Here is a 16285-nt window from a genome sequence, read left to right as displayed (position 1 = left end):
GGCGGCGACTCCGCCCTAGCGTGGAGGGATGTCCGACCTCACCGCCGCGCACCCGGTCCGGCGCCCGCGGCCGACGTCCGTCGACCAGCGCAACGACGTCTGGCTGGCCGCGGGCCTGTTCGTCTCGGCCGTCCTGAGCACGGCGCTCGGGTCGGTGGCGGGCGTGTACGGCTCCGATGCAACCGAGGGCATGCAGTGGGCGCTGCTGTACAGCCTCGGACTCACGGCCCCCCTCGCGGTGCGAAGGCGCTTCCCCGAGGTCGTGGTCGTCGTCATCGCGGTCGTGTTCTTCGTCGGGGTGACGGTGCGGATCCCCGATCTCTACGTCTCGAACATCGCGATGTTCATCGCGATGTACACCGTCGGCGCCTGGGTCGACGACCGGCGCCGCGCCCTGTGGGTGCGCGTCGGCGTCATCGTCGCGATGTTCGTGTGGCTGATCGTCACCATGTTCCAGACGGCGATCGATCCCTCCGACGAGGGACTCTCCCGGGCCGGCGTGTTCTCGCCGTTCGCGGCGATGCTGCTGCTGCAGCTGCTCGTCAACGCGGGCTTCTTCGGCGGGGCGTACTACATGGGCGACCGCGCGTATGCCGCCGCCATGTCGCGCTCGGCCCTCGAGCAGCGCACGCGCGAGCTCGAGCGCGAGCGCGAGGTGACCGCCGCTCAGGCCGTCGCGCTCGACCGCGTGCGCATCGCCCGCGAACTGCACGACGTCGTCGCGCACCATGTGTCCGCGATGGGCGTGCAGGCCGGAGCCGCCCGGGCGGTCTTGGAGCGGGATCCGGATGCCGCGCGCACGGCGCTCCTCGGCATCGAGGAGTCCGCGCGCTCGGCGATCGCCGATCTGCGCCAGCTGCTCGAGACCCTGCGGACCACCGCGGGAGACACCGACGGCGCCTCGACGGTGCAGCTGTCGGCGCTCGCGGAGCTGGTCGCGCACGCCAACGACAACGGCCTGCCCACGACGCTGACCGTCGTCGGCGACCCGGTGGAGCTTCCCGACCTCGTCCAGGTGAACATCTACCGCGTCGCGCAGGAGGCGCTCACCAACGCCCGCCGGCACGGCGGACCGGATGCCGCAGCCGACCTCCGCCTGCGCTACGGCGCCGACGCCGTCGAGCTGGAAGTCGTCAACACCGGGCGCTCGGTCGCGGCCCCGATGCGGCCCGGCCTGGGTCTCGTGGGGATGCGCGAGCGGGCGGCGGCGTCGGGCGGCGTGCTCGAGACCGGACCCCGCGGACGCGGCGGATTCCTGGTGCGGCTGCGGGTGCCGCTCGCCGCCCCGGTCGGCACGGGTGCGCCGCGGGCCGGGGTGGGCGCGTGAGCGACGCGATCCGCGTGCTGCTGGTCGACGACCACGCCGTGATGCGGGCGGGCTTCCGCATGATCCTCGAGTCGGCGGGCGACATCGCCGTCGTCGGCGAAGCCGCGACCGGCGTCGAGGCGGTGGCTGCGGCATCCGCTCTCCGCCCCGACGTGATCTGCATGGACGTGCAGATGCCCGACATGGACGGGTTGGAGGCCACCCGGCGCATCACGCGCGACGGAGCCGTCGACGCGGCCGTCGTCGTGGTGACGACGTTCGACCGCGACGACTACCTGTTCGACGCGCTCGCTGCCGGCGCGAGCGGCTTCCTGCTGAAGAACGCCGGCCCCGAGGAGCTCATCGCGGCGGTGCGCGTGGCCGCCGCCGGCGACGCGCTGCTGGCCCCCGAGGTCACCCGTCGCGTCATCGCCCGCTTCGCGCAGTCCGAGATCGCCCCGCCGGCCGCAGCTGCCCTTCGACAGGCTCAGGGACCGGGCTCCGCGCAGGGACCGGGTTCCGCGCAGGGACCGGCATCTGCGGCGCGGGATCGGGCGCCAGCGGTCGCTGAGCCTGTCGAAGCGCCCGTCGTCGAGCTCACGGAGCGCGAGGGAGAGGTGCTGCGGCTCGTTGCTCAGGCGATGAGCAACGCCGAGATCGCCCAGCGGCTCTACATCGGCGAGGCCACCGTCAAGACGCACGTGTCGAACGTGCTGCAGAAGCTGGGCGCCCGCGACCGCGTCGCCGCCGTCGTCTACGCCCACCGCCACGGCCTGACCTGACCCGGGCGGCTCGCACGCGGCGCGTTTCGTCTCGCTTCGCTCGCTCAACGACCGAGTGGGTCGTCGCCCGGGCGAGGAACGAGCGAGACGAACGCCGAACGTCGGTCATTGAGCGAGCGAGGAACGAGCGAGGAGCGAGCGAGGAACGAGCGAGTGGGTCGTCGCCCGAGCGAGGAACGGGCGAGGCGAAACGCCCAACGTCGGTCGTTGAGCGAGCGAGGAACGAGCGAGTGGGTCGTCGCCCGAGCGAGGAACGAGCGAGACGAACGCCCAACGTCGGTCGTTGAGCGAGCGAGGAACGAGCGAGACGAAACGGCCCGAGCCCGGCGGAGAACCACGGATGCCCCGGCCCGAGGCCCTCGAGGGGCGACGGGTCGGGGCATCCGATCGGCTGGAACGAACGTCGCGCTGCGCACGCAGCGAGACGCGGGGGCGAATCAGGCCGCGACGGGAACGGCGGCGTAGCGGTCGACGAGGGCGCCGAAGGCCTGGAGGTAGCCGACGAGGAACTCGGCGGTCTGGTCGTTGGTGACCTCGCCGTTGTCGGCGAAGAGGCCGGGCGTGCTCTGCACGTAGCCCTCGGGCTGGCCGAGCGTCGGCGCGTTGTAGTGGCTGAGGATCGCCTTCAGGTGCTGCTGCGCGGCGGCGGTCGCGATGCCGCCCTGCGAGGTGCCGATGACGGCGGTGGGCTTGCCGTTGAACGACATCTGACCGTACGGGCGCGCCGACCAGTCGAGGGCGTTCTTGAGCACGCCGGGGATGGAGCGGCTGTACTCGGGGGTGATGATGATGACGCCGTCGACGTCCTCGATGGCCTGCTTGAAGTCACGTGCGGCCTGCGGGAAGTCGGCGTCGTGGTCGGGCGAGTAGAACGGAAGGTCCTCGATCGGGATCTCGACGAGGGTCGTGCCCTCGGGGGCGAGACGCTCCAGCGCCTTCGCGAGGCGACGGTTGAGCGAGGTCGACGAGATGCTGCCGACGATGTAGCCGATGGTCCGGTCGGTCATTGCTGTACTCCTTCAAAACAAAGGCGTCCCCGGTGGGGACCACCGTGGACGTTCCACCTCCATGCAAGCACATGAACCTGGGATCTATTCCGCCGCATGCAAGACGGCGTCCGTGCCGCCTCCTCCGCACGGCGGACCGCGGCACGATCCCCCTCCAGGGGGAGGACGGGGGGCGCGACGATCCGTAGCGTCGGTTTCGACAGGCTCAACCACCGAGAGGACGAGAGGAGACAGGATGCTGCAGCTTCGCGGTATCGGCAAGAGCTACGGGGGGCGGCGCGTGCTCGACGACGTGTCGTTCGACGTGCGGCCGGGCCGGCTCACCGGCTTCGTCGGCGGCAACGGCGCCGGCAAGACCACGACCATGCGGATCGTGCTCGGGGTGCTCGCCGGCGACGCGGGCACCGTGACGCTCGACGGCACCGAGGTGACGGCATCCGATCGCCGCCGTTTCGGCTACATGCCCGAGGAGCGCGGCCTGTACCCGAAGATGAAGGTGCTCGAGCACATCGTCTACCTCGCGCGGCTGCACGGGTTCTCGAAGACGGATGCCGCCACCCGCGCCACCGCGCTCCTCGAGCAGCTGGGACTCGGCGAGCGCCTGAACGACAACGTCGAGACGCTCTCGCTCGGCAACCAGCAGCGCGCGCAGATCGCTGCCGCGCTCGTGCACGACCCGCAGGTGCTGATCCTCGACGAGCCGTTCTCGGGCCTCGACCCGCTCGCGGTCGACGTCGTGGCGGGCGTGCTGCAGGAGCGCGCCGCGGCCGGAGCCGCCGTGCTGTTCTCGTCCCACCAGCTCGATGTCGTCGAGCGCCTGTGCGACGACCTCGTGATCATCGCCGGCGGCACCATCCGCGCCGCCGGAGCCCGCGACTCGCTGCGCGCGCAGCACTCGACGCGGCGCTTCGAGCTCGTGTCGGCCGGTGACGCCGGGTGGCTCCGCGCCGAGGAGGGGGTCCAGGTGCTCGACTTCGACGGCGGCTACGCCGTGTTCGACGCCGACAGCGCCGAGACCGCGCAGCGGGTGCTGCGCCGGGCCGTCGCACAAGGGGATGTCGCGAGCTTCGCGCCGCAGCATCCGTCCCTTGCCCAGATCTTCAAGGAGGTCATCCAGTGAGCACCCCCGACACCCGCACCCGCGGCGGCGGCGCACCGAGTTCGAGCAGCTTGAGCAGCGGCCAGGCGATCTGGCTCGTCGCCGAACGCGAGATCGGCTCGAAGCTGCGCAGCAAGGCGTTCGTGATCTCGACCGCGATCCTGTTCCTCGGGGCGCTCGTGCTCGTGATCTGGGGAGGCTTCCAGGCCGCGAACAACAGCGGCACGCCCGTGGCTGTGACGAGCGACGCGATCGAGTACGTCGAGGGCCTCGACGGGCTCGACGTCACCGAGACGCCCGACCGCGCCGGCGCGAGCACCCTCGTCGAGAGCGGCGACGTCGACGCGGCGATCGTCGGCGACACGTCGTCGCCGACGGGATTCACGGTGATCGCCGAGTCGTCCGCGCCGACGCAGCTGATGCTGCAGCTGGCACAGCTGCCGCCGGTGGAGCTGCTGAGTCCCGAAGAGGGAAACGCCGCGCTCGCCTACATCGCGGCCGTCGGCTTCGGCATCGTGTTCCTGCTCGCGGCGTCGCTGTTCGGCGGCACCATCGCGCAGAGCGTCGTGGAAGAGAAGCAGACCCGCGTCGTCGAGCTGCTGATCTCGGCCATCCCGGTGCGCTCACTCCTGGCCGGCAAGGTCATCGGCAACACCGTCCTGGCCATGGGTCAGATCCTGATCCTCGCCGCCATCGCGATCATCGGGCTCACCGTGACAGACCAGACCGCGCTGCTGCAGGGACTCGGGGCTCCCATCGCCTGGTTCGCGATCTTCTTCCTGTTCGGCTTCATCCTGCTCGCGTCGCTGTTCGCCGCCGCCGCCTCGATGGTGTCGCGCCAGGAGGACATCGGCTCGACCACGATGCCGCTGACGATGCTCGTGATGGCGCCGTACTTCCTGGTCATCTTCTTCAACGACAACCCGCTGGTGCTCGCGATCATGTCGTACGTGCCGTTCTCGGCGCCCGTCGGCATGCCGATGCGCATCTTCCTCGGCGACGCGCAGTGGTGGGAGCCGCTCCTGTCGATCGCGATCCTGATCGGCACGTGCGTCGCCGCGATCTTCGTCGCCGCGCGCATCTACGAGAACTCGCTGCTGCGAATGGGCGGCCGGGTGAAGCTCTCGGAGGCGCTCGCCCGCTGAGCTGAGGCGACTCGCCCGAGGACTTCGCCCCCGGATACCCTCAGCGACCGCTCGGAAGCGATCGTCCTGGGCGCTCACAAGTGGTTCAGGACGAAATCCACCACACGAGTCGTGAGCTGTACCCGCTTGTCGGAGAGGGCATGGTCGCTGGCGAGCACTGCGTGTCGCAGCCGGCTCCCCGCGCCGATGAACGCGGCGACGAGTGGCTCGTGGTGGAGCGCCGCAGGCGTGACCGGGTCGCGGCTCGTTCCGATCAAGAGCACGTCCCGGTGTTCGAAGGCGGCCGCGAGGGCGCGGAGCGACCATGACTGGCCCGCGTCGAGCATCTCGCGCACGAGTGCCTCGCCGTCGGTATCGGTGAGAACCGACGTCTCCGATGCGAATGCCTCCAGGTAGACCTCGAGCAGCGTCGGGTCGGCCTCGATCGTCGCGGTGACCGCGCCGAAGTCGAATCCGGAGATCGAGGCGGCAAGGCGCACCGTCGGTCGCGGGGCCGCTGCCTGGAGGGCCAGGAATCCGCCGAGACTGTGGCCGGCGACAGCGACGCGTGCTGTATCGAGCTCCGCCATCTGAGTGTGCTCGCCGCTGAGCAGGGTGGAGAGAACAGCTTCGGTGTCCGCGAGGGCGTTGGCCCACGACCAGCGGCCGGGCATGCCCCAGCAGCCGCGGTAGTGGAACACGAGGGACGCGACACCGGCGCGGCGCAGCGCCTGAGCGATGTCGAAGTTGCGCTCCCAGCCCGGGAACCCGTGGAGCAGCAGGACAACCGGGTGTCGGCCCTCCCCCGCCGGGAGATGCAGCACACCATGCAGCGAGTGCCCTGCGCTGTCCAGCACGACATGCCTCGTCGAGGCGGGAGCACCTTGAACGCGAGGCGGGTCCGCTGTGAGGTAACTGGTCATCGATCCTCCACACGATAATACCGATCGGTATTATCTAAGCATGCCACCGTCCTTTCAGGAATCTCCCGCCCCACCGTCAGCGGGTGGAGGAACGTGCGCGGTCGAGCAGAACCTCCGCAGCGGCGCGGGCGTCCGCTCCCGCGCTCGAGGCGTCGCCATCGATGACCGTCACGGTCGTCGCGCCCTCGATGAGGAGGAGCAACTGGCGAGCGAGGCGGTCAGCGCTCGCCTCGTCGTGCACACCGGCGTCCGAGATGCGGTCGCGCAGCAACTCTCGGTAGCTCTCGAGATGCGCACGCGCCGTGCGGCGCAGCGCGAGTTCCTCATCCCCGCGCACGTCCGTCACGGCGTTGACCACGGCACACCCCCGGTAGCCCGGCCGCGCGAACCAGCCGATGAGCAGGTCGAAGATCGACATCACCCGGTCAGCACCCATCGGAGCATCGGCCGTCTCGCGCCGGAGCCATTCATGGATACGCGCGGAGCGTCGATCGACCACGCGGGTAGCCAACTCAGCCTTGGAGGGGAAGTAGCGGTACAGGCTGAGTTTCGAGGCGCCCGCCTCGGCCGCGATCTCGTTGACACCCACCGCATGAATGGCCCGCTCGGCGAAGAGCCGGTCTGCCGTGTCGAGCAGCCGAAGCCGCGTCTCGTCCGGATCGATGCGCGACCCCTTGGGTACCGGCATGGCGGCCACCTCTCCCTGGACTCAATGTGAATACCGATCGGTTTCATCATATGAGCGCATCCCCCGTGCGGCGCCTGTGGCTCTCGGTATTCCTGGCCTATCTGGCGTTCGGCGGTACGTTGCAGCTCCTCCCGATGTCCCTCGAGTCGCGATTCCAGTCGGATGCGGCGTTCATCGGACTCGCCGTGGGCACCGCCTTCGCGGCGACAGCCGCGTGCCGTCCGTTCGCGGGATGGGCGGGCGACGCCGGCGCCGGGAGGCCGGTCGTCGTTCTGGGTGGGGTCCTGACGCTCGCGGGAGTGCTCGGCCAGGCTCTCGCGGTCGACGAGTGGCACGTGCTCGTGGCACGGGTGGTGATGGGCAGCGGCGAGGCCGCGGTGTTCTCCGCCGCCCTTCCTTGGGTGTTGCGTGGGGTGCCGGCCGACCGGCGAAGCAGCACAGCCGGGCTCTTCGGCATGTCGATGTGGTCGGGCCTCTCTCTCGGCCCGCTCCTCATGGGCGGAGTCGTCCTCGGCGGCGAGACCGCGGCCTGGCTCACGCTGGCCACCCTGGGGCTCGCGAGTGCCCTCGCGGCGGTCGCCACGCCGACCTCGGGGCCGGTGGCACCACCGCCGTTCCAGGCGCGGTCGTTCTGGCCGCGTGGGGTCGGGTCGTCGGCTGTGATCTTCGGACTCGCGGCCTACGGCTACGGCACCATCACCGCAGTACTCGTGCTCCACCTCGCCCACGGTGCCGGCGGCGCCGAGTTCGGTCTGCCCGTGTTCGCTGGCGCGTTCCTCCTCGTGCGCATCACGGCGAGTCGCGCCGTGGACCGCTTCGGCGGCCCGACCGTCGCCGTCGCGACCCTGACAGCCGAGTCCGCGGGGTTCGTGCTGATCCTCACGACGGATGCCGCGGCTGCCGCCTTGGTCGGCGTGGCGCTGGTCGGAGCCGGGTGCAGCCTCGCGTTCCCTGCCGTGGTGGGCATCACCCTGTCCCGCCCCACCGGGCGAACGTCCGGCGGGGTGATCGCCGGGGTGACCTCATTCTGGGATCTCGGGGCGCTCGCTGCGGCAGTGTGCGCAGGCATCCTGGCGACAGAGTTCGACACCAGGGCCGCATTCGCCGCCGCAGTCACGGCGACGATCCTCGCCCTGGTCATAGCTGTCTGGACCTCACGGCAGGGACGACGGGCGGTCACGCAGCGCGATGCGCGTACATCGTCGGCTCATCGCGCGCTGGGACCTGGCCGCAGCAGCCGGCCCCGGGAGACCTGATGTCAGTCATGACGACGTCATTCACTCAGTTCCATTCCATGTTGATGAGCCGCTGGAAGGTGCTGTAGCCCGCGCGCGCGAACGCATTCGCCATGGGCAGGTTGCCGACGTCGGTCGAGGCGCGGATGTGCGGTGCGCCCGCCTCGGCCAGGACGCGCGTGCCCTCAGCGAGGATGCCGTCGACGTAGCCGTTGCCGCGATGCTCGGGCAGCACTCCGACGTACGCGACGATGTGGTGGTAGGAGTTGCGCGCCGGGAAGACGAAGCCTACGGCCTCACCCGCGCCATCGACCGCCACCCGCCACCACTCCCGAGGCGTCGTGTACCGTGCGAATTCTTCGTCGAACTGGGCGCGCGCGACCTCCTGCGGTGTGGCGTGCCCGAGTTCACCGCGGCTGTGCGCGTCGAGCGTCCCGGTGAGCGCGCGTGTCGTCAGGTCGAGCACCTCGTCGTCGTCCTCGAAGGCGCGGAAGTCCAGGCGGGGATCCGGTGTGGGGATCCCTGCCTTCGGCTCCCACTGGAGGCGCAGGCGTTCAACGACGAATCGGGCGCCCGATGCCTCGAGCAGGGCCATGATCGTCTCCGTCGCGCGTCGCTCGGCCCGGCGCTCGCGCCAGTCGGCCGGAAGGTAGCGGGCGAACTCCGGCGGGGTCGCCTGGCCCGCGATCGCCTCGCCGTGCGCGGCATCGAGCAGGGCCGCCCCGACCTCGCGCTGCTCGTCGTCGGAGAGGGCGTCGTCGAGGTCGAGGATGTCGAATTGCGTTGCATCCGTGGAACCTGACGGGCTCCAGAGTGCGAGTCGACCGAGCAGGCGGTCCTCGTGAATTGCGAGCCAGGTCCACTCGACGCGACGGCGCCCCTGCTCGAGGTCATCGGCGATCTCGTCGTTCAGCGCGTACGGGATGCGGTTGAACAACTCGATCTCGTGCGTGCCGCCGAGGTGGCGGATGTCGAAGGCGATGCTCATGCGCCGGGTGCCGATGTCATGGCCGGTGCCGCGGCATCCGTTCGGATCCTGGAGTACCACTCGACCACGTTGCCGCCCTCGAACGAGCGCACCTCGTCGAGCGCGAACACGGTCGGGGTGAACTCGGGTCCGAAGGCGGTCCTGCCGGCTCCGGCGATCACCGGGTAGCGCTTGATGACCAGCCGGTCGATCTCGTCGAGGAGCTGTCCCGCGAGGACGCCGCCGCCGGCGAGATAGATGTCGAGCGGCGAGTCCTCCCGCTTCAGGGCGCGCACGGCGGCGACGGGGTCGCTCGCGACCATCGTGACCGCGGGGTCGAGCTGTTCCAGGGTGCTCGACACGACGAATTGGCGCAGGTGCGAGTACGGCGAGGTGATGCCGAGCTGGAGACCGGGCTCGTAGGTGCGGCGACCCATCACGATGGTGTCGAAGCTCGTCAGCGGAGCATCCGCGATGCCGAGCTGTGCTCGTGCGTGGGTGGGCAGGGCGTCGCCGTAGTCGCCGACCATCCAGGCCATGTATTCGTCGGAGCCGGGAAAGAAGTCGACTTCATCACCGGGGCCGGAGATGAAGCCGTCGATGGACAGTGAGATGTAGTACGTGAGGTTTCGCATGGGTCCTTCGTGTCGGGGTACGGTATCCACTATAACCAGAGTGGTTATGGCGCAGAGTTGGGGGCCGGCCATGGCGAGGAACCGGGAGCGACGGCATCACCTGCTGGATGCCGCGGTCGAGGTGATCGCGGTCGAGGGCGGTCGCGGACTCACGTTCGGTGCCGTCGACCGCGCGGCGGCGGTGCCGCCGGGCACCGCGTCGAACTACTTCGCGTCGCGCGACCAGCTGCTCGCCGAGCTCGCCGAGCACGTCTTCGTCCGGCTCGCACCCGACCCCGACGAAGCGGCCGAACGCATGTCCGCGGAACCGACACGCGAGAGCGAGCGCGGGCTCATGATGTGGCTCGTCGAACGGGCCCTCGCCGATCGCCCCGCGCACCTCGCGCTCTTCGAGCTGCGGCTCGAGGCGACCAGGAATCCGCACGTCGCGCCGACCGTGACCCGGCAGTTCGCCGGCAATCTCGCGATCGCGACGTCGGACCACGTCGATCACGGCTTCCCCGGGGACCGGTCGACCGCTCTCGTGCTCTACCTCGCGATGAGCGGACTGCTGCTCGACCACCTCACGATGCCGGAACTGCTGGGCACCGATGCCGTCGCCGCGATCGTCGACACGATCGTCACGACCGTGGTGCCGGAGCAGCGTGTCGACTGAGCGCTCCCCTCGACACGGGTCCGCGGCGAGAGGACGTACGCCTCACGCGCCGTCCGTACTCACTCCGTATGCCGCGAGAAACACGCGGACACCGGCTTCGCGTCCGGACTCCACCTCGGCTTCGGAGATGGCATCGAATCGGCCCGTCATCATGATCCGGTTGCTAGGAATCCACAGCAACAGTCCGGCGAGGTGATTCGCGGCAATCCGCGGCTCCTCGATGCGCAGCCAGCCTCGCTCGTTCGCGCTCGCGAGCAACTCACCCATCAGGCCGATGGTGTGCTCGAACGCGCCTTCGTAGTACGCGCGGCCGATATCGGGGAAGCGTCCGGCCTCCGCGATGACCAGGCGGCGGAAGCGTTGCACTCGACGATCGAGCACCGAGTCCGTGAGGAGGCGGGCCAGGGCTTGCACGACCTCCTCTCCACCGGCGTAGTCATCGACGTCGAGTCGCACGATCGACGCGTGGACCTGGTCGACCATGTCGGAGATCAACGCCCTGAACAGGCCTTCCTTGTCACCGAAGTACTTGTACACGGTTTGCTTGGACGCTGCTGCGGCCGCGGCGATCACGTCGGTGCTCGCGCCCGTGTACCCGTCCAAGACGAACGCGTCGAGCGCGGCGTTCAGAATTCGGGCTCGTGTGGCTTCGACCCGAGGGTTGGTCTTCATGACTTGACTCCTTCGGTACTACTCAGTACCGTACCACTCAGTACCGTACTGAACGGTACCGTTCACATTGAAGGATCTCCCAATGACCCAGTTCATCTCCTCCGCCGACGGCACCAACATCGGGTTCGAAGACCTCGGCCCCGCGGACGCCCCCGCGGTGATCTACGTGCATGGAGCGACCGCGTATCGAGCCATCTCCTCCGCTCCTGCAGCGCTCACCGCGGCGGGCGGACTGCGCGTGATCACCTTTGATCGCCGTGGGCGTGGCGAGAGCGGCGACGCCGCGGAATACGCCGTGGAGCGCGAGATCGAGGACATCGCCGCGCTTGTCGATCACATCGGCGGGAACGCGGTCCTCCTCGGTGAGTCCTCCGGCGCGGTCCTCTCGCTCGAGGCTGCCGTCGCGGGTGTGCCGGTCGCCGCGGTTGCTGCGTTCGAGCCTCCGTTCATCGTCGACGACGTGCGTCCGCCGATCCCCGCGGACTACATCGCCCGGCTCGACGCGTTCGCGGCCGACGGTGATCGGCTCGGCGCGCTTCGCTACTTCTCGCTCGAAGCCGTCGGGCTCCCTCCCGAAATGGTCGATCAGATGCTGGCATCCCCGTTCATGGCGGCGGTCGAGCCCTTCGCCGACACGCTCCGTTACGACGCCCGGGTCATGGGCGACACCATGGGCGGCGACATCGATGCGCTGCAGCGCTACGCGGCGATCTCCGTGCCCGTCACGCTCATGGTCGGTGAATCGACCTTCCCCTCCATCCGATCCGGCGCAGCCGCGTTCGCAGACGTCGTGCCCGGGAGCGAACTGGTCACCGTCCCCGGCGGAGACCACCAGCTCCCGGTCGACGCCGTCGCGCCCATCCTGCGGTCGATGGCCGTGAGCGCCTGAGATGGCCAGAACCATTACAGCAGAACTGTTCGCGAGCCTCGACCTGGTCGTCGAGGCCCCGGAAACCTGGCACTTCGACTGGGTGAGCGATGAGATGCTCGCCGAAGTCGCACAGGAGCAAGGTGAGGCATCCGCTCTGCTGCTCGGCCGTCGCACCTACGAGGTGTTCGCCGGCTCCTGGCCCGATCGCGGTGACGAAGTTCCCCTCGCCCGCCGGCTCAACGCGATGCCCAAGACCGTCGTCTCCAGCTCGCTCCACGCACCGACCTGGCACAACACCGAGGTCGCCCGATTCGGCGACCTGGCCGCCATGAAGGAGCGCGGCGAGGGCCGCATCACCGTTGCGGGCAGCATCCGCCTCGTCGAATCCCTGATCGCCGCCGGGCTGCTCGACGAACTCCGAATCCTCACCCACCCCGCCATCCTCGGCAGCGGACGACGTCTCTTCGACACCTACACCGGCCCCAGAGTCGACCTCGATCTCGTCGAAGCCCGCACCTTAGAACGCGGCGTGCAACTCACCATCCACCGCCCGACCACCCGGAACGAATGAGGAGCACAACCATGTCCAAGGCGCAGGCATACCTCGACAACGTCGAAACCTCGACCGGTCTCACGCCACGCACGTTCATCGAGCTCGCCGATGAACGTGGACTCGGCAGCAGCGCCACGAAAACCGGCGAGATCATCGCCTGGCTCCAGTCCGACTACGAACTCGGACACGGCCAGGCGATGGCCATCGCCCAAGTCATCACACACCGGGACACCGTCGACATCAAGAACGCCGACACTATGCCTGAGCCGCCCACCAGCATCGGACGGCTCTGGCTCGACGGCAAGGACGCCAGACCCTGGTGAGCATCCGCAAGCGCATCGATGTGAACGACGAACCGCCCCCCTCGAAAGGACTGCCATGACCACCTCGACACAGCCCGCCCCTCAGCTCACCGCTCAGCCCCGAGCAGCACACGCGCCGCGAACTCGCTTGCTTCTCGCCGCCGGTGTCGCGATCGCACCCTTATTCCTCATCGTGGCGGTCACGCAGATGGCGTTGCGCCCGGGCTTCGACATCACCCGACACGCCGTGAGCTCCCTGATCAATGGCGATCTCGGCTGGATCCAGACCGCGAACTTCGTCATCACCGGCGCTCTCGCAATCCTGTTCGCCATCGGCGCCCGAACCGTGCTGCACGGGGGCCGCGCGGCAACCTGGGGCCCCATCCTGATCGGCGCGTTCGGAATCGGCATGATCGTGGCGGGAATCTTCCCGCCCGACCCCGCATTCGGGTTCCCGATGGGAGCGCCCGAGGGAGCTCCGACGAACATGAGCATGACCGCCGCGCTTCACATGCTGGGATTCTTCGGAGCCTTCACCGCGCTCATCGCCGCGTGCTTCGTCTTCGCCCGACGCTTCGCAGGACACGCGCGAGGATGGGCCGCGTACAGCATCGCCACGGGCCTCCTTGCACCCGCGCTCATCATCACGGGCACCGCCGTCTTCACCGCAGCGACAGGGATCTTCTATCTCGCGGTGGGCATCGTGACGTTCACCTGGCTCTCCGCTGTGGCCGCTCGACTCCTCGCCCTACCGTGTCCTCGATCAGTTGCTGGGTCCTGAGTTGTTCTGTAGGGCGGACCAGGCTCGAACTGGCGACCCGATGGATCCCGGCTGACCCCGCCGGCGCGCGGCTCCGCCGGGGGCCGGCGGGGTCAGCCCGATCGCGAGCGTGCGCATGCGGGCGGCGTATATCGCGACCGCAAGGGTGGTGCACACGTAGAGCGCAACGGCCTGCAGCGCATAAGCGGGATAGGCGATGATCCACCGCGACGCGGCGGGATCGTTCACGGCCGCGGGGTTGTCATGCACGTAGGGCACCAGCGTCCCCACGAGGTAACCGACCGCCTGCCCGACGCCGTAGACGACCAGGAAGGCGCCCAGCGCGAGCCACGCCTGAACGGCGCGAGTGCGCCACACTCGACGCGTCGCTCCGAGCGCCGTCCGCGCTTCCCACACCCCGTCGACGGGCGCTGCGGATGCACTCATCCTCGGAGCGAACACGACGGCGGCGGCGAGCAGCGTGAACAACGCCAGCACGCCGATCATCAGCGATGTTTCGCTGCCGGCACGACTGCGCATGAGCTGAGGCACGAGCAGGAGCGCGAGCAGTGGCAGGCAGCCGAGCACGACGGCCGCCCAGGTCCGCAGGAACATGAGGATTCGCATGGCTACGAGCCAAGCGGATACGCAGGAGCACGCGATATCCGGTGGACCCCCGTAGTGCCCTGGGGGCGCCCCAGCTGCGCGCGAAGCAGGATGTCGCGGCCCGGCGGTGCCTGCGCCGGGCTGCGGCATCCGTCTATCGTGCGGTCAGCCGCCCATCATCTGCGGGGCCATCTCGCCGACCGATATGACGTTGCCCGCGGGATCGCGGAACCACGCGATGTCGGGCCCTCCCTCGAAGCCGCGCGAGATGCCCTTCTCGTCGGTGCCGTAGTCGGGGTCGCTGTAGATCTTCGTAGTGACCCCCCGTGCGTTGAGGTCGTCGACGGCGGCGTCGACGTCGTCCACGCTGAAGTTGAGGATCGTGAACACAGCCGGTTCATGGTCCTCCTTCGGATAGACGAAGACGTTACCGCCGCCGGGAAGGGCGATCGTGAAGCCGCCGCCCATCTCTTCGTACACGGTCACATCGAGCCCCAGGGTGTCGCGGTAGAACGCCGCGGCTTCGCCGATGTCGGGTACGGCGAAGCTCGAGAACGGCCGATCGGGTGTGAACATGACAGCCTCCCAGTCTGTATTCGACGCCCACGATCCTCCTGCGTGCCTTGCCTGTCCAGGGCATCGCCGGCGGTTATCGGGCGACCCTCGCGCAAGCCCCTGCCGCATCCTCTGGCGGGTGAATAGGTTGAGCCCATGGCCAACGAGACCACGCTTGTCATCCTCGGCGCCTCCGGCGACCTGACCTCGCGGCTGCTGCTGCCCGCGCTCGGACAGCTGCTCACGATGGAGCCGCATCGCCGCGTGCGGCTGCGCGGCGCCGGAATCGACGACTGGGATGACGAGCGATGGCGCGACACGGTGCGCAACTCGTTCGCATCGGGAGGGTTCGAGCAGGCGTTCGCCGCGGTCGCCGAGACGACCTACCAGCGCGCCGACATCACCGACCCCGGCGACCTCGAGCAGCTGATCGCCGACCCGAGCGGCCGAATCGCCCTCTACTTCGCCGTGCCCCCCGCCGTGGCCGCAGCCGCGTGCGAGGCCCTCGCGGACGTCACGATCCCCGAGGGGACGGTGCTCGCGCTCGAGAAGCCCTTCGGCGTCGATGAAGAGTCGGCCCGTCGGCTCAACGCGACGGTCGCCGGCTTGGTGCCCGAAGAGCAGATCTTCCGCATCGACCACTTCCTCGGCCGGTCGACGACGCTGAACCTCCTGGGCGTACGGTTCACGAACCGCATGTTCGCGCCGGTGTGGTCGGCGCAGCACATCGAGTCGGTGGTGATCCGCTACGACGAGATGCTCGGGCTCGAAGGGCGCGCGGGCTACTACGACAAGGCGGGCGCCCTGGCCGACATGATCCAGAGCCACCTGCTGCAGGTCATGGCGGTGCTGGCGATGGAGCCGCCCGCCACCATCCACGAGCGCGACTTCCGCGACGCCACCGCCGCCGTGCTGCGGGCGACGCATGTGTGGCAGGACGACCCGGCGGCGGCGTCGCGCCGCGCCCGCTACACCGCCGGCACCGTGGGTGAGCGGCGACTGCCGTCGTACGTCGACGAGCCGGGCGTCGACTCCTCCCGCGACACCGAGACGCTGGCGGAGGTGACGTGCGAGGTGCGCAACGACCGCTGGCGCGGCGTGCCGTTCACCCTGCGCTCGGGCAAGGCGCTGGCGGGCAAGGACGGCGAGGTCGTCGTGACCTTCCGGCCGGTCAACCACGTCCCCGACGGACTCACGGGCGCCGCGCCCGGCGCGGTGCTGCGGTTCTCGCTCGGACCCGACCGCATGGACCTCGAGCTGAACGTCAACGGCGGCGACGATCCGTTCGAGCTCGAGCGGGCGACCCTGGAGGCCGACCTCGGGGCGGGCGCGCTCAAGGCGTACGGCGAGGTGCTGTCGGGCATCCTCGACGCTGACGCGATGCTCGCGGTGCGCGGCGACGCGGCCGAGCAGTCCTGGCGGATCGTCGACCCGGTGCTCGCGGCATGGCGAGCCGGCGACGTGCCGCTCGACGAGTACCCGGCCGGCTCACTCGGGCCCGAGCACTGGCCCCCGCTCCCCTGAGCCGGCACGGCTTCCGTCGCT

At 69.5% G+C, this 16285-nt stretch carries 19 protein-coding genes; 11 read left to right on the top strand and 8 right to left on the bottom strand.

All coding sequences use genetic code 11. The annotated features are described in order from the left end of the window. Positions 1 to 28 precede the first annotated feature (28 nt). Positions 29 to 1327, top strand: coding sequence for a sensor histidine kinase (locus B2K11_RS00655; protein ID WP_163615893.1), 1299 nt, complete (start codon positions 29 to 31; stop codon positions 1325 to 1327). Beyond that, complete coding sequence (locus tag B2K11_RS00650) at positions 1324 to 2088, top strand: response regulator transcription factor (protein WP_163615892.1); 765 nt, start codon at positions 1324 to 1326, stop codon at positions 2086 to 2088. Before B2K11_RS00655 ends, B2K11_RS00650 begins: the two co-directional genes overlap by 4 nt. 437 nt (positions 2089 to 2525) lie before the next feature. Here B2K11_RS00650 and B2K11_RS00645 read toward each other — a convergent pair whose 3' ends face one another. Beyond that, a complete protein-coding gene (locus B2K11_RS00645) occupies positions 2526 to 3095 on the bottom strand; it encodes an NADPH-dependent FMN reductase (RefSeq protein WP_163615891.1) in 570 nt (189 codons plus the stop codon). Between the two features lie 235 nt (positions 3096 to 3330). Here B2K11_RS00645 and B2K11_RS00640 point away from each other — a divergent pair, with 235 nt between their 5' ends. Together B2K11_RS00640 and B2K11_RS00635 are read left to right on the top strand one after the other, a co-directional pair. Next, complete coding sequence (locus B2K11_RS00640; protein WP_163615890.1) at positions 3331 to 4215, top strand: ATP-binding cassette domain-containing protein; 885 nt, start codon at positions 3331 to 3333, stop codon at positions 4213 to 4215. Then, on the top strand, positions 4212 to 5339 hold the full coding sequence (locus B2K11_RS00635; RefSeq protein ID WP_163615889.1) for an ABC transporter permease: 1128 nt from the start codon (positions 4212 to 4214) through the stop codon (positions 5337 to 5339). The genes B2K11_RS00640 and B2K11_RS00635 overlap by 4 nt, the downstream gene beginning before the upstream one ends. Positions 5340 to 5413: 74 nt before the next feature. Here B2K11_RS00635 and B2K11_RS00630 read toward each other — a convergent pair whose 3' ends face one another. Continuing rightward, the gene (locus B2K11_RS00630) at positions 5414 to 6175 is read right to left on the bottom strand and encodes an alpha/beta fold hydrolase (RefSeq protein ID WP_204259959.1); all 762 of its coding nucleotides are present in this window, start codon (positions 6173 to 6175) and stop codon (positions 5414 to 5416) included. A 142-nt stretch (positions 6176 to 6317) separates the two neighbouring features. Beyond that, positions 6318 to 6929 carry a TetR/AcrR family transcriptional regulator gene (locus B2K11_RS00625; RefSeq protein WP_239525543.1) on the bottom strand — a complete coding sequence of 204 codons (612 nt, stop codon included), beginning with the start codon at positions 6927 to 6929 and terminating at the stop codon, positions 6318 to 6320. A gap of 50 nt (positions 6930 to 6979) precedes the next feature. Here B2K11_RS00625 and B2K11_RS00620 point away from each other — a divergent pair, with 50 nt between their 5' ends. Further along, the gene (locus B2K11_RS00620) at positions 6980 to 8185 is read left to right on the top strand and encodes an MFS transporter (RefSeq protein ID WP_163615886.1); all 1206 of its coding nucleotides are present in this window, start codon (positions 6980 to 6982) and stop codon (positions 8183 to 8185) included. Positions 8186 to 8210: 25 nt separating this feature from the next. Here B2K11_RS00620 and B2K11_RS00615 read toward each other — a convergent pair whose 3' ends face one another. Continuing rightward, a complete protein-coding gene (locus tag B2K11_RS00615) occupies positions 8211 to 9152 on the bottom strand; it encodes a GNAT family N-acetyltransferase (protein WP_163615885.1) in 942 nt (313 codons plus the stop codon). Next, a complete protein-coding gene (locus B2K11_RS00610; RefSeq protein WP_163615884.1) occupies positions 9149 to 9766 on the bottom strand; it encodes a dihydrofolate reductase in 618 nt (205 codons plus the stop codon). The genes B2K11_RS00615 and B2K11_RS00610 overlap by 4 nt, the downstream gene beginning before the upstream one ends. Positions 9767 to 9836: 70 nt before the next feature. Between B2K11_RS00610 and B2K11_RS00605 the strand changes: the two genes are divergently transcribed. Beyond that, positions 9837 to 10421 carry a TetR/AcrR family transcriptional regulator gene (locus tag B2K11_RS00605; protein WP_163615883.1) on the top strand — a complete coding sequence of 195 codons (585 nt, stop codon included), beginning with the start codon at positions 9837 to 9839 and terminating at the stop codon, positions 10419 to 10421. A 42-nt stretch (positions 10422 to 10463) separates the two neighbouring features. Here the strand turns inward: B2K11_RS00605 and B2K11_RS00600 are convergent, their stop codons facing one another. After that, entirely contained in the window at positions 10464 to 11093 is a 630-nt protein-coding gene (locus tag B2K11_RS00600) for a TetR/AcrR family transcriptional regulator (protein ID WP_163615882.1), read from the bottom strand. Positions 11094 to 11175: 82 nt separating this feature from the next. Between B2K11_RS00600 and B2K11_RS00595 the strand changes: the two genes are divergently transcribed. The 4 genes from B2K11_RS00595 to B2K11_RS00580 are packed head-to-tail and all read left to right on the top strand — an operon-like array spanning position 11176 to position 13600. Then, positions 11176 to 11982, top strand: a complete 807-nt coding sequence (locus tag B2K11_RS00595; protein ID WP_163615881.1) for an alpha/beta hydrolase — start codon at positions 11176 to 11178, stop codon at positions 11980 to 11982. Position 11983: 1 nt separating this feature from the next. Then, positions 11984 to 12535 (top strand): dihydrofolate reductase family protein, encoded by a 552-nt coding sequence (locus tag B2K11_RS00590; protein WP_163615880.1) that lies wholly within the window; start codon positions 11984 to 11986, stop codon positions 12533 to 12535. A gap of 11 nt (positions 12536 to 12546) precedes the next feature. Further along, positions 12547 to 12840 (top strand): DUF4287 domain-containing protein, encoded by a 294-nt coding sequence (locus tag B2K11_RS00585; protein ID WP_163615879.1) that lies wholly within the window; start codon positions 12547 to 12549, stop codon positions 12838 to 12840. Positions 12841 to 12895: 55 nt separating this feature from the next. Continuing rightward, complete coding sequence (locus B2K11_RS00580) at positions 12896 to 13600, top strand: DUF998 domain-containing protein (RefSeq protein ID WP_163615878.1); 705 nt, start codon at positions 12896 to 12898, stop codon at positions 13598 to 13600. Here B2K11_RS00580 and B2K11_RS00575 read toward each other — a convergent pair. Then, positions 13583 to 14206, bottom strand: coding sequence for a hypothetical protein (locus B2K11_RS00575; RefSeq protein WP_204259958.1), 624 nt, complete (start codon positions 14204 to 14206; stop codon positions 13583 to 13585). The two genes, B2K11_RS00580 and B2K11_RS00575, sit on opposite strands and share 18 nt — an antisense overlap. Positions 14207 to 14350: 144 nt before the next feature. Further along, complete coding sequence (locus B2K11_RS00570; protein ID WP_163615877.1) at positions 14351 to 14761, bottom strand: VOC family protein; 411 nt, start codon at positions 14759 to 14761, stop codon at positions 14351 to 14353. A 135-nt stretch (positions 14762 to 14896) separates the two neighbouring features. Between B2K11_RS00570 and B2K11_RS00565 the strand changes: the two genes are divergently transcribed. After that, the gene (locus B2K11_RS00565; RefSeq protein WP_163615876.1) at positions 14897 to 16264 is read left to right on the top strand and encodes a glucose-6-phosphate dehydrogenase; all 1368 of its coding nucleotides are present in this window, start codon (positions 14897 to 14899) and stop codon (positions 16262 to 16264) included. Positions 16265 to 16285 lie beyond the last annotated feature (21 nt).

This window comes from Microbacterium sp. B35-30, assembly GCF_010634855.1.
Lineage (GTDB): Bacteria > Actinomycetota > Actinomycetes > Actinomycetales > Microbacteriaceae > Microbacterium.
This window is presented reverse-complemented; position numbering and strand designations above follow the sequence as displayed.